The organism is Pseudomonas sp. Colony2, from assembly GCF_019382755.1.
Lineage (GTDB): Bacteria > Pseudomonadota > Gammaproteobacteria > Pseudomonadales > Pseudomonadaceae > Aquipseudomonas.
Genome location: NZ_CP080030.1, coordinates 5,341,561 through 5,353,604, shown reverse-complemented (window position 1 = coordinate 5,353,604; position 12,044 = coordinate 5,341,561). Strand labels below are relative to the sequence as shown.

Genomic DNA, 12,044 nt, shown 5'->3' with positions numbered 1-12,044 from the left:
TAAATATGCAACCATGCCATCCCGCCGAGCACCACGCTCACACTGCCAGCGGTGTAGGCCATGCGCTTCAACCATTCCTTCCTTGTCAGCAAGGTAATCGCCGCCAGCGAAATCGCGATCTGAATCGCGGTCATCGCCTGTGCCCAGCGGTGATGTTGGTGCAGTGCCTGTTCGGACTTTTCATCCCATTCTTTCGAGGTGGCTTCAAGCTTTTCGGCTTGTTTGCGCACGTCTTCCTTCTGGGTTTTGTAACGCTCGATCTCATCGGTGTAGTGCTTGGCGTCAACGCCCGGAATATGGGTCGCCAGTTCCGCAAGGTTCTGCCGGCTGGATTTGGCCTGGTAGTAGTTCCACTGGTTGGCGGCTTCGGTCTTGAAGATGGCGGCGTTGTTTTTGTCCATCGCCGCATCGCTTTCGGTGGAGCCGGCCTGGTAGCTGAGCATGGCGCCGACGGTGGCCATGATGGCGGTCATCACGGCGATGCGGCTGGCGAAATTGTCTCCGCTGCGGTGGGCATGTTCGGTGGCGTGTTCGACGTGTTTTTCGTGGGGGCTGGGGACTTCGAAGGCTTCGGACATGGGGGCGTCTATGAAGGGTTTGAGGGACTCTGATTCTTCACCAGCGAAGCTGTCTCAATCCTGTACGTAATGCTGCAAACCGGCCACCAGGGCGTCAAAGGTGACGCGGCAGCGCGGGCTGTTGCGCAGGTCTTCGTGCATGGTGACCCAGGTGTCCAGTTGCAGGGCGAATGCGTCGGGCAGGACCCGGCTCAGGCGGGCGTCTTGCCGGGCCAGTTTGACCTGGCAGCCACCGATGCCGGCGCCAGCGCGGATCAGGGCCAGTTGTGCGAGGTCGCTGTCGCTGCTGAGGGAAAAGGCGCTGCGGTCGAAGCCTTTGACGGCCAGGCTGCGGATGAAGGCGCTTTCCTGGTCGTAGCCGATGACTGAATGAGCTGAGAGATCATTCAGGCTCTGGGGTGTGCCATGTTGTTGCAGGTAGTCGTTGCGCGCATGCAGGCCGACTTCGATAACGCCGATCCTTTTCGCCAGAAGTTGTTCCTGGCTGGGTCGGACCATTCGCACAGCGATGTCGGCCTCCAGTTGCAGCAGGTCCAGCAGGCGATTGCTCAGCACCAGTTCGACCCTGAGGTGCGGGTGCTGTTGGCGCAGGCGGGTGATGATCGGCGGCAGGACTTCCACGCCGATCACTTCGCTGGCAGACACTCGTACCACGCCGCGCACTTCGGGGCCTTGGGGCGACGCGGCGCGCTCGAGTGCGGCGGCGGTGGTTTCCATGGTTTCGGCATGGGTGCGCAGGGTGAGGGCGACCGCCGTGGGCAACAGGCCGCTGGCGGAGCGGGTGAACAGCACCACGTTGAGGGATTTTTCCAGCGCAGCGATGTGCCGCCCGACCGTGGGCTGCGTGATGCCGAGCTGCCGTGCGGCCCCCGACAACGATCCTTCCTTGAGTACCCCGAGGAACGACCGGTAAAGCTCCCAACCAATATTTGATGCCATGCATAAATGTATAGCGTCTGGATGATCTTCGGCAATTCCTCTATAGCTCGCCGGCGAACAGAATCGCCCCATCACACAACCCTCAGGGGAAAAAGCATGAACAAGGTTCTGGTAATGGGCGCGACAGGCGGGATTGGTGGCGAGGTGGCGCGGCAGTTGTTCGCTGCGGGCTGGCAGGTGTGCGCCCTGACGAGGGATGTGGATAAGGCTCACAAGCAGAATGCCGATTTCACCTGGATAAAAGGTGATGCGCTGAACCGTGGGGAAGTCGTCGCAGCGGCCCGGGGTTGTTCGGTGATCGTGCATGCGGTGAATCCGCCCGGTTACCAGCGCTGGGCGGAGCTGGTGCTGCCGATGATCGACAACAGCATCGCGGCGGCAGTCACGGAAGGGGCGACGATTGTCTTGCCGGGCACGGTGTACAACTTCGGGCCTGATGCATTCGCGCGGTTGGAGGAAGATTCGCCGCAGCATCCCCTTACCCGCAAGGGCGCGATCCGGGTAGAGCTGGAGCGGCGTTTGCTTGAGGCGACCCGGCAGGGCGCACGAGCGCTGATCGTGCGGGCAGGCGATTTTTTCGGCGCCAAGGCCGGCAGCAGCTGGTTTTCCCAAGGCCTGGTCAAACCCGCAAAACCGGTGGCCAGCGTGAGTTATCCGGGAGCACCAGGCGTGGGGCATCAGTGGGCTTACCTGCCTGATGTGGCGAGGACCATGGTCGAGTTGATTGCACGCCGCGACGGCCTTGATGCCTTCGCCCGCTTTCATATGGCGGGGCACATAGATGCCGATGGTCGGCAGATGAGCCAGGCGATTCAGCGGGTGGTGTCACGCAGGACCGGCCAGCAGCCTTCTGTACGTGCTTTCCCGTGGTGGCTGCTGAAACTGGCCGCGCCCTTTGTCACCACCTTCCGCGAGATGCAGGAAATGCGTTACCTGTGGCAAACCGAGGTGCGCATGGATAACGGCCGTCTCGTACAGATATTGGGCAGCGAACCGCACACGCCTTTGGACGAGGCGGTTGAGGCGACATTGGTGGGTATCGGCTGCTTGCCTAAGCGCGCCTGATCAGCCGTACATACACCGCGATATTGATCAACAGCACCAGCGCGCCCAGCCCCAATTGAATCTGCGGCGTCAGCCCGGCCGGGTAGATCAGGGTCAGGATGTAATGCTCGATAAAGCCGCCGCCATATCCGTCCTGCCCGGCCAAATGACGAAACAGATTTTCCCAGCGGGTCAGCGGGCAGGGCAGATGGAACACTTCAACGGCAACGCCCCACGCGGCGGCAGGCAAATGCAGCCACATGACCGGTCGCCATTTGAGGGCGAGCAAACCGCCAAACAGCACGAACAGAATGAACGACAAATGAAACAGCACCAGGCCGTCGGCGGCGAAGCGGTAGAGCATGATGGGGTTCGCTTTTTGAATGGATCAGGTCCCGAATTCTTCCTTCAGGAACTCGATAAACACCCGCAATTTCTTCGGCGTGTTCGTACGGTTGAAGTAATACAAATACAGCGCGCTGTGGGCAATCCAGTCGTCCAGCACCTCCACCAACTCACCGCGTTGCAGGTACTGCTCGACGCTGGAGCGCGCCACGTAGGCAAAGCCAAACCCGTCCAGCGCACCGCGCACCATCAATTCAACATCGTTGGTCGCCAGCCGGCCTTTTACCGTAACCCGCATCTGCTTGCCGGCTTTTTCAAAGTCCCAGCGGTGCAGCGAGCCGGTCTGCGCGCTGCGGTAGTTGACGCACTCATGCTCCAGCAAGTCGTGGGGATGAGTGGGCAGTTTGCGCCCCTGCAAATACTGCGGCGTGGTGACGATGACGAATCGCAACTGCGTCGCCACCGGCACCACCACCATGTCTTCGGCCAGCACATGGTCGTAGCGGATGCCCGCGTCAAAACCCTGGGCGACGATGTCCACCAGGCTGTTGTCCACCGCCACTTCCAGGTTGATGCCCGGGTATTTGCGCAGGAAGCGCTGGAGCAACGGTTGCAGGACCATTCGGCTGGCGGTGGAGGGAATGTTCAGGCGCAAGGTGCCGGCGGCGTCGACCGTCGCCGCTGCTACGCTGTGCAGGCTGGTTTGCAGTTCTTCCAGCAGCGGCGTGATCTTCTGGATCAACTGCTCGCCGGCCTCGGTCACGCTGACGCTGCGGGTGGTGCGGTTGAGCAGTTGCACACCCAACTGTTTCTCGAGGGCGCGCACGCGATGGCTGACGGTCGACACCGACAGGCTGCTGGCGTCGGCCGCCTGGGTGAAGCTTTTCGAGCGGGCGACCTGCAGGAACAGTCGCAACTGCTGAAAATCGGGCGTGTCCATTGTGTGGTATTTCCGAAAGGGCCTTGTGGATTATGCATCTTTTTAGCAAGAACAGCGGCGCGCATACTTTTCCTACACACACGAGGATTGGCCCTTTATGACGACTTCCACCGCAAAACCCGTCTGGTTCATCACTGGCTGCTCCACCGGTTTCGGCCGCCAGCTGGCGTTGCACACCCTGAGCCTCGGCTACCCGACCGTGGTCACCGCGCGTAATCCGCAGCAGGTGCAAGACATCGTTGCCGGTCACGAAGAAAACGCCCTGGTCCTGACGCTGGACGTTACCGACCAGGCCCAGGTCGAGGCGGCTGTCAAAGCGGCTGAAGAACGTTTCGGCCATATCGACGTACTGGTCAACAACGCCGGTGTCGGCTACTTCGGCTCCTTCGAAGAAAGCGACCTGGATGACGTGCGCAACATGTTCGAAATCAACGTGTGGGGCTTGAGCGCCATGACCCGCGCGGCCTTGCCCGGCATGCGCGCCCGGCGCTCGGGCAGCATCGTGAACATTTCCTCGGTGGGCGGTGTGGCGGCGTTCCCGTCGCTGAGTTTCTACAATGCGACCAAGTTTGCGGTGGAGGGCCTTTCCGAGGCGCTGTCCCAGGAAGTCGCGCCGTTGGGGATCAAGGTGTTGCTGGTCGAGCCGGGCCCGTTCCGCACCGACTGGGCCGGGCGTTCGGCCAACGAGGCGGCTCACGGGATTGCCGACTACAAGGAAACGGCGGTGGCACGGGCCAATATGGTTCGCAACTACAGCGGCAAGCAGCCGGGTGATCCGGTGCGCGCGGCGATTGCCATCGTCAAGGCGGTGGAGGCTGAGCAACCGCCATTGCGCCTGTTGCTGGGCAAGGCTGCGTTGACCTTTGCGCGGACCAAGGTGAAGGCGCTGAGTGCGGATTTTGATGCGTGGGCTGAGGTAACTGAGGGGGCGGATTTTCCCGAGTGAAGCACTGACTGGATTCGGCACAAGGCCGTAACGGTTGCTTGCAGGTAACGCTGGCCGTTATTGTGCTGAATCCTTTTAGTCCTTTTGCCCACGGATCTGTAGTGATGAATGCACCGCGTACCGCTGTCCCGATCAAGGCTGTCATTTTCGATATGGACGGGTTGTTGCTGGACACAGAAGGCATCTACACCGAAGTCACACAGATCATCGCCGAACGCTATGGCCGTACCTATGACTGGGGGATCAAGCAGCACATCATTGGTCGCGGCGCCCAGGACCTGGCGGATTACGTGGTCAAGGCGCTGGACCTGCCGATTACCCCCGCAGAATTCCTGGTGATCCGCGAGCCGCTGATGAGCGAGCGTTTCCCCAAGGCCTTGGGCATGCCGGGTGCTGAGGCGCTGGTGCGGCACTTGAAGGCGCATAACATTCCGATTGCCGTGGGCACCAGTTCGTCGCGCAATTCGTTTGGCCACAAGACCACGCTGCACCGTGAGTGGTTTGGGCTGTTCGACACCATCGTCACGGCGGATGACCCGGAAGTCGGGGCGGCCAAGCCGGCGCCGGATATCTTCCTGACGGCGGCGCGCCGCTTGGGTGTGGCACCAGAGGATTGCCTGGTGTTTGAGGATTCGCCGTTTGGCGTGACAGCGGCGAAGGCTGCGCACATGACCGCGATTGCGGTGCCGGATGAGGCGATGGCGGACAGCAAGTACCACCATGCCGACCAGATTATTCGCAAGTTGGCTGACTTTGATTTGGCGGCGTATGGCTTGCCGCCGATGCGTTGATCCCTCTAAAGCGACTGGATTAAAAATGTGGGAGCGGGCTTGCTCGCGAATACGGTGTGTCAGCCGATACATGTGCTGACTGATCCACCGTATTCGCGAGCAAGCCCGCTCCCACATTTAGTCCTGCGGTGCCTTGGGCAAGGTCTTCTGCCGCAAAATATAAACCGTCACCAACACCGCACTGGTCAGCATGAACCCTCGCGCCCAGATCAGCGGCACCAGGTAGCAGGAAAACCCGATACTCACCCACATCAACCCAATGGCATACACCTTGCCCTTGAGCGGAATCCCGTTGCCATCCAGATAGTCACGGATCCACGGCCCCAGGCGCGGGTGTTCCACCAGCCAGTGGTAGAAGCGCGGGGAGCTACGGGCAAAGCAGGCGGCAGCCAGCAGAAGGAAGGGGGTAGTGGGCAGCACCGGCAGGAAGATGCCGATTACCCCGAGCGCCACGCTCAACCAGCCGATGGCCAGCAAAGCGTAACGCAGGATCACGGAACGGTTGCCCATGGGCGCCACGGGCAACTGTCTTAGTGGTGGCGAGGCTTGAGGATCGCCGGCTTTTCGTCAGGTGCGTTGCACAGCAGGTACAGGGCGGTCAGCGCTTCCGGGATCTGAACGATCATGTCGTCCATCAGGTTGGCGTCGGCGGCGATGTCGGAGAATTCAGGCTGTTCGTCGAACAGGCCGGAACCGACCATGATCGGCAGCAGCATTTCGCTGACTTCTTCTTCAGCCGTTTCGAACCAGGCCTCTTCACGCAGGAACACGCCTTCCATGAAACCGATGCACCAGCCGCGCAGTTCGGAGTCGTCCGGGTCTTCACCCAGGTCCAGGTCGCAAGGCAGTTCGAACTCTTCATCGGAAGCCAGTTGGCGGCCAATGTGAGCCTTGAGGGCCAGCAGGGTCGATTCGATTTCTTCGCGCTGGGCGGCATCACTGTAGTGAGGCTCTTCGGAGAACAGCGCGTCGATCCATTCACGGTCGGGAACGACATCGGAGCAGATCGACAGCGCGGTCAGATAGCCGTGGGCGGCCACGTAGTCCAGCGCCTCGTCGTGCAGCTCATCGGCATCGAGGAAGGCTTGCAGGCGGGTTAGTTGCTCAGCGAAGGACATTGACGGACTACCTTGGGAATAAACGATGGGCAATTCTAGGCTTTCTTGAGCTGCCAGGCCAGCCGCAGCACAGATTTGAGAGGTATTTGAGCCCGGCGGCAATTCACCAACGGCACCCTTTGCCGGGTAACGCTCGGGTATACTGCCGCGTTTTGTGATGCCCCTGCAGGCCAAGCGCCAGTCGCGGGAAAAGTTCGCTTACGGATTATTTCCCGCTCAAGCGTGCTTTTTCGACCAGCCTGTACAGAGGGATTTCGGCGATATTTGGAGTTTTTCATGCTCGAGCAGGCTCAACGCGTCCTCAAGGACATCTTCGGCTACGACAGTTTTCGTGGCCGCCAGGGTGCGATCATTGAGCGCGTGGCCAACGGCGGTGACGCCCTGGTGCTGATGCCTACCGGCGGCGGCAAGTCGCTGTGCTTCCAGGTACCGGCACTCCTGCGGGAAGGGCTTGCGGTGGTGGTGTCGCCGTTGATCGCCCTGATGGACGACCAGGTGGCCACCCTTGAAGAGCTCGGCGTGGCGGCCGCTTCGCTGAACTCCACCCTCAGCGCCGAACAGCAACGCGACCTCGCCGCCCGGATCAAGCGCGGCGAAGTGAAGATGCTTTACCTCGCCCCCGAGCGCCTGGTGCAGCCGCGCATGCTGGCGTTCCTGCAGAGCCTGGAAATTTCCCTGTTCGCCATCGACGAAGCCCACTGTGTGTCCCAGTGGGGCCACGATTTCCGTCGCGAATACCTGCAACTGGGCCAACTGGCGGAACTGTTCCCCAACGTCCCGCGCATCGCCCTGACCGCCACCGCCGACAAACGTACCCGCGAAGAAATCGTCGAGCGTCTGCACCTGCAGAACGCCGAGCGCTTCCTCTCGAGCTTCGACCGGCCGAATATCTTTTACCGCATTGTGCCCAAGGAACAGCCGCGCAAGCAGTTGCTGGCGTTCCTCTCCGATCGGCGCAGCGACGCCGGCATTGTCTATTGCCTGTCGCGCAAGAAGGTCGATGAGGTCGCCGCATTCCTCAGTGAACAAGGCTACCCGGCACTGCCGTATCACGCGGGCTTGCCCAACGAACTGCGGGCCTACCACCAGAAGCGCTTCCTCAACGAGGAAGGCCTGATCATGGTCGCCACCATCGCGTTCGGCATGGGCATCGACAAATCCAACGTGCGCTTCGTGGCCCACATGGATTTGCCCAAATCCCTTGAGGCGTACTACCAGGAAACCGGGCGTGCCGGCCGTGACGGCCTGCCGGCGGATGCGTGGATGGTCTACGGCCTGCAAGACGTGGTGATGCTCAAGCAGATGCTGCAGAACTCCGAAGGCGACGAGCGCCACAAGCGCCTGGAACAGCACAAGCTCGACGCGATGCTGTCGCTGTGTGAAGAAACCCGCTGCCGTCGCCAGACCTTGCTCGCCTACTTCGACGAAGACATGCCCAAGCCCTGCGGCCACTGCGACAACTGCGTGGACGGCGTGCAGACCTGGGACGCCACCGAGCCGGCGCGCCAGGCGTTGTCGGCGATCTACCGCACCGGCCAGCGCTATGGCGTCGGCCACCTGGTGGACGTGTTGCTGGGCAAGGACAACGAGAAGATTCGCAGCTTCGGCCACGAAAAACTCTCGGTCTACGGTGTGGGCAAGGCCCGCGCCGAAGGCGAGTGGCGCTCGCTGTTCCGGCAGATGGTCGCCCGTGGCCTGGTGGACATCGACCTGGAAGGCTACGGCGGCCTGCGTCTGAACGACAGTTGCCGGCCGCTGCTCAAGGGCGAAGTCAGCCTGGAGCTGCGCCGCGACCTCAAGCCGCAAACCACCGCCAAGAGCAGCACCAGCCAGGCCAGCCAACTGGTGCGTTTCGAAGAGCGCGAACAGTGGGAAGCCCTGCGCGCGCTGCGTAAGAAGTTGGCGCAGGAACACAGCGTGCCGCCTTACGTCATCTTCCCGGACTCCACCTTGCTGGAAATGCTCCGCGACCATCCCACTACCCTGGGCGAGATGGCCAGGGTCAGCGGCGTCGGTGCGCGCAAGCTGGAGCGTTATGGCCAGGCCTTCCTCGAAGTGCTCGGCGGCCAGGTCGAGGCGCCGAAAGAGGTCGCCGATATCCGCCACGAGTTGATCAGCCTCGCCCGTGCCGGCATGACCCCGATCCAGATTGCCGGGCAGCTGCAGTGCTCGGAAAAGAACGTCTACACCTTGCTCGCCGAGTCCATTGGCAAGCAGCAGTTGTCGTTGGAGCAGGCCCTTGATCTGCCGGAAGATTTGCTCGGTGAAATCCAGGATGCATTCCTGGATGGAGAAGGCGAATTGCCACCCGTTTCCGAGATTGCGCCGCTGTTTACCGGCCGCGTTCCCGAGGGCGTTTTGTACTGCGTAAGGGCCGCTTTGCAGTCGGAATTCGAGATTTGATGTGCCAATTACGACAATGTAACGAATCAGTACATACCGGGTCTTGCCTACTGGCATGGGTCATGCTTAGCTGACTAATAATTAGCCACACTTTATTTTCAGTCTAATCCATGAGTTTTTTATGCCGTTAACCGATCAACACCGTTTTGGCATGCAGTTGGCGCATATGTCCCGAGGATGGCGTGCCGAGCTGGATCGCCGCTTGGCAGGTTTGGGACTGTCCCAGGCACGCTGGCTGGTGCTGCTGCACCTGGCCCGTTTTACCGAACCGCCTACCCAGCGTGAGCTGGCGCAGAGCGTCGGGGTAGAGGGGCCCACCTTGGCCCGTTTGCTCGACAGCCTGGAAAGCCAGGGCCTGGTGCAGCGCCAGGCCGTGGTGGAAGACCGCCGCGCCAAGCGCATTGTGCTGTGCGACACCGCGAAGCCGCTGATCGAGCAGATCGAGACCATCGCCACGGCCTTGCGCCATGAGCTGTTTGTGGGTGTCGATGAAGAGGATCTGCGGGTGTGCATGCGGGTGCATGAACACATCCTCGGAAATCTCGAGAAGTCCTGATCCCAAGTACACAGAAGATCAAAAATGTGGGAGCGGGCTTGCTCGCGAAGGCGGAGTGTCAGTGAATACATGTGCTGACTGACACACCGCCTTCGCGAGCAAGCCCGCTCCCACATGGGTTTTGCGGCGTAGTTAGAAGGTTTGCCCCAGGTTCAGGTACACCGCCTGCTGACTGTCATCGTTAAACCCATAACTGAAATTCAACGGCCCCAGCGGCGTATCAAACCCCAGGAAAATACTGGCGGCGTTGATGTACCCGCTGTCGTATTCATTGTCGTTGTTCCAAGCCCGCCCTCGCTCCAGTGATGCGCCCAGGTACAACGGGAAATCCAGCGGCAAATAAGACCGCGGCGTCAGCCGGCGATAGTAGACCGCGCGCATCAGGCTGATGTTCTGCCCGGCAATCGCATCCTCCCGGAAGCCCGACAGCTGCCGCGCGCCCCCCAGCAGGAAGCTGGAAATCACCACGTCCGACTTATCCAGGGTGCGCCCATAGCGCCCGCCGAGGATCAGTGTGTCCGGCCCGCTGCTCATGGCTTTGTCCAGCTTGAACTCCCACTGGCGATAGCGCTGGTCCGAACCCAGCCCCGGTTCGAACTCCCGGAAGGCCAGGCCAATGTCTTCGCCGGTATGGGGGAAGTACACGTTGTCGAACGAGTCGAAGGAGTACTTCAGCTCATAGAAACCCTCGCTGAAGTTGATGCTCGGTGAATTCCGGTCGCCAATGCGCACATCCGCCTTGCCCCAGGCCTCGCCGACGCCGAAACGAATCTCGCCGCTGTTGCCGATCTGCCGGCCCACGTTCAGGCCGAAGCCGTAGCGTTCCAGGCGGTATTCGGAGATCGGGTTATTGTCTTCAATCAGTTCGACGTTCTGCGCCTGGGCACTGATATAGGGCGCGACGAAGTAGCGTGAACCGGTGTCCATCGGCTGATAGAACTCGCTGTACAGCTCCTGCTTGTCCCCGATCTGCACCCGCGTCAGCCATTCGGCGCCGAGGCGGTTGATGCCGTTCATGCGGTAGCTGGCGCCGAGGTTGAAGGCGCTGTCGCCGCGCATGTCATCCGACAGGTTCAGGCCCAGGCGCAGGTAGTCGGTGCCGCTGCGTTTGCCCCGGGCACTGATGACCAGGGTGTTGTCCTTGCCCTTTTTCACCACGCGGTATTGCACCTGTTCGAAGTAATCCAGGCCGTACAGAGTGCCCATGTCGGTTTGCAGGCGGGCCAGGTCCAGGGGCTCGCCGAGGTTCTGGCGGATGTAGTAGCGGATCACCTCGTCGCCCACCTTGGAGTCGTTCTCTACCTTGATTGCGGTGATCACCGGGTTGCGCTCGCCGGCCGTTCGCGCGGCCACCAGCGACGGGTCCACCGGTTCGGCCGGGCGCAGGTGCGCCAGGCGCACGTCGAGTGCGCGGGTGGCGCGGTAGCCCGCGTCGATCATGTCCTTGGCGCGCCCGAAATCCGTCACCCCGTAGGCGGCCAGGGGCGGCTGGATCAGCACGTCGCGGGGCGCCAGGGCCTTGAGTTGTTCTTCGGAATTGCGCCGGGTCATCAGGGTGATGGACTGGTTGAGCACGTCCACCACGGTGTTGAGTTGCTTGCGGGAGCGCAGCGGGGTGCCGATGTCGACGACGATGGCGATGTCGACCCCCATTTCCCGCGCCACATCCAGCGGGATGTTATCGGTCATGCCGCCATCCACCAGCAGCCGGCCATCCAGCTCCACCGGGGCAAACACCGCCGGGATCGACATGCTGGCGCGGATCACCTGGGGCAGGTGGCCTTTGCGGAACACCACTTTTTCACCACTGGTGATGTCGGTGGCCACAGCGCGGAAGGGGATCGGCAGCTTGTCGAAATCCCGCACGTTACTGGTGTGGGCGAACATGCTTTCCAGCAGCAAGGCCAGGTTCTGACCCTGGATCACCCCCAGTGGCAGGCCGAGGCTGCCGTCGTCGCGGAAGCTGAGTTTCTGTTTGACCAGGAAATCCCGGTCATCCTGCTTGCGCCGGAATGGCACGTCTTCCCGCGGTGGCGCGTCAGACAGGGCGAGCTTCCAGTCGATGTTCAGCGCGAGTTTTTCCAGCTCGTCGATCTTGTAGCCCGAGGCATACAGCCCGCCGATCACTGCACCCATGCTGGTGCCGGCAATCGCATCGATGTGGATGCCCTGTTCTTCCAGGGCCTTGAGCACGCCAATGTGCGCCAGGCCACGGGCGGCACCGCCGGAGAGGACCAGGCCGATCTTCGGGCGCGGATTTTCGACGGCTTGGACGAGGACAGGGAACAGGCACAGCAACAGGCAGGACAACAGGCGGCGCATCATCAATCTCAAGGCAGGACGATAAAGGCCGGTATTATAGCCACTCGATCCTTTCAACCCGC

At 61.4% G+C, this 12,044-nt stretch carries 12 protein-coding genes; 5 read left to right on the top strand and 7 right to left on the bottom strand.

All coding sequences use genetic code 11. From position 1 onward, the window contains the following. Window positions 1-578: DUF4337 domain-containing protein (locus JV201_RS21425; protein ID WP_219406021.1), on the bottom strand; the 578-nt coding region annotated here is incomplete at its 3' end. A 54-nt stretch (window positions 579-632) separates the two neighbouring features. After that, complete coding sequence (locus JV201_RS21420) at window positions 633-1,517, bottom strand: LysR family transcriptional regulator (RefSeq protein WP_032899338.1); 885 nt, start codon at window positions 1,515-1,517, stop codon at window positions 633-635. A gap of 96 nt (window positions 1,518-1,613) precedes the next feature. On the opposite strand from JV201_RS21420, the gene JV201_RS21415 reads away from it, so the two are divergent. Next, on the top strand, window positions 1,614-2,582 hold the full coding sequence (locus tag JV201_RS21415) for an SDR family oxidoreductase (protein ID WP_219406020.1): 969 nt from the start codon (window positions 1,614-1,616) through the stop codon (window positions 2,580-2,582). Here the strand turns inward: JV201_RS21415 and JV201_RS21410 are convergent. Then, window positions 2,569-2,925, bottom strand: coding sequence for a DUF2784 domain-containing protein (locus JV201_RS21410; RefSeq protein ID WP_177008389.1), 357 nt, complete (start codon window positions 2,923-2,925; stop codon window positions 2,569-2,571). The two genes, JV201_RS21415 and JV201_RS21410, sit on opposite strands and share 14 nt — an antisense overlap. A 24-nt stretch (window positions 2,926-2,949) precedes the next feature. Next, on the bottom strand, window positions 2,950-3,846 hold the full coding sequence (locus JV201_RS21405; RefSeq protein WP_219406019.1) for a LysR family transcriptional regulator: 897 nt from the start codon (window positions 3,844-3,846) through the stop codon (window positions 2,950-2,952). 97 nt (window positions 3,847-3,943) lie between these two features. On the opposite strand from JV201_RS21405, the gene JV201_RS21400 reads away from it, so the two are divergent. Then, window positions 3,944-4,792: an oxidoreductase gene (locus tag JV201_RS21400; RefSeq protein WP_087692746.1), complete on the top strand. Its 849-nt coding sequence runs from the start codon at window positions 3,944-3,946 to the stop codon at window positions 4,790-4,792. 104 nt (window positions 4,793-4,896) lie between these two features. Continuing rightward, a complete protein-coding gene (locus JV201_RS21395; RefSeq protein WP_004371166.1) occupies window positions 4,897-5,583 on the top strand; it encodes an HAD-IA family hydrolase in 687 nt (228 codons plus the stop codon). Window positions 5,584-5,700: 117 nt separating this feature from the next. On the opposite strand, the gene JV201_RS21390 is transcribed toward JV201_RS21395, so the two are convergent. Both JV201_RS21390 and JV201_RS21385 read right to left on the bottom strand, forming a co-directional pair. Then, on the bottom strand, window positions 5,701-6,093 hold the full coding sequence (locus tag JV201_RS21390; RefSeq protein WP_177019582.1) for a YbaN family protein: 393 nt from the start codon (window positions 6,091-6,093) through the stop codon (window positions 5,701-5,703). Between the two features lie 20 nt (window positions 6,094-6,113). Further along, window positions 6,114-6,701, bottom strand: coding sequence for a YecA family protein (locus JV201_RS21385; RefSeq protein ID WP_004371163.1), 588 nt, complete (start codon window positions 6,699-6,701; stop codon window positions 6,114-6,116). A gap of 276 nt (window positions 6,702-6,977) precedes the next feature. Between JV201_RS21385 and recQ the strand changes: the two genes are divergently transcribed. Together recQ and JV201_RS21375 are read left to right on the top strand one after the other, a co-directional pair. Further along, window positions 6,978-9,104, top strand: a complete 2,127-nt coding sequence (recQ, locus tag JV201_RS21380) for a DNA helicase RecQ (RefSeq protein ID WP_219406018.1) — start codon at window positions 6,978-6,980, stop codon at window positions 9,102-9,104. 121 nt (window positions 9,105-9,225) lie between these two features. Then, entirely contained in the window at window positions 9,226-9,660 is a 435-nt protein-coding gene (locus JV201_RS21375) for a MarR family transcriptional regulator (RefSeq protein ID WP_004371158.1), read from the top strand. 132 nt (window positions 9,661-9,792) lie between these two features. Here the strand turns inward: JV201_RS21375 and JV201_RS21370 are convergent, their stop codons facing one another. Further along, window positions 9,793-11,982: a patatin-like phospholipase family protein gene (locus tag JV201_RS21370; protein WP_177027712.1), complete on the bottom strand. Its 2,190-nt coding sequence runs from the start codon at window positions 11,980-11,982 to the stop codon at window positions 9,793-9,795. Window positions 11,983-12,044: the final 62 nt, after the last annotated feature.

Bases quoted from the DNA above. Each gene is read 5' to 3' on its own strand.
- JV201_RS21405 (WP_219406019.1), bottom strand. From the start codon at position 3,846: ATGGACACGCCCGATTTTCAGCAGTTGCGACTGTTCCTGCAGGTCGCC.
- JV201_RS21370 (WP_177027712.1), bottom strand. From the start codon at position 11,982: ATGCGCCGCCTGTTGTCCTGCCTGTTGCTGTGCCTGTTCCCTGTCCTC.
- recQ (WP_219406018.1), top strand. From the start codon at position 6,978: ATGCTCGAGCAGGCTCAACGCGTCCTCAAGGACATCTTCGGCTACGAC.
- JV201_RS21420 (WP_032899338.1), bottom strand. From the start codon at position 1,517: ATGGCATCAAATATTGGTTGGGAGCTTTACCGGTCGTTCCTCGGGGTA.
- JV201_RS21395 (WP_004371166.1), top strand. From the start codon at position 4,897: ATGAATGCACCGCGTACCGCTGTCCCGATCAAGGCTGTCATTTTCGAT.
- JV201_RS21375 (WP_004371158.1), top strand. From the start codon at position 9,226: ATGCCGTTAACCGATCAACACCGTTTTGGCATGCAGTTGGCGCATATG.
- JV201_RS21390 (WP_177019582.1), bottom strand. From the start codon at position 6,093: ATGGGCAACCGTTCCGTGATCCTGCGTTACGCTTTGCTGGCCATCGGC.
- JV201_RS21410 (WP_177008389.1), bottom strand. From the start codon at position 2,925: ATGCTCTACCGCTTCGCCGCCGACGGCCTGGTGCTGTTTCATTTGTCG.
- JV201_RS21385 (WP_004371163.1), bottom strand. From the start codon at position 6,701: ATGTCCTTCGCTGAGCAACTAACCCGCCTGCAAGCCTTCCTCGATGCC.
- JV201_RS21400 (WP_087692746.1), top strand. From the start codon at position 3,944: ATGACGACTTCCACCGCAAAACCCGTCTGGTTCATCACTGGCTGCTCC.
- JV201_RS21415 (WP_219406020.1), top strand. From the start codon at position 1,614: ATGAACAAGGTTCTGGTAATGGGCGCGACAGGCGGGATTGGTGGCGAG.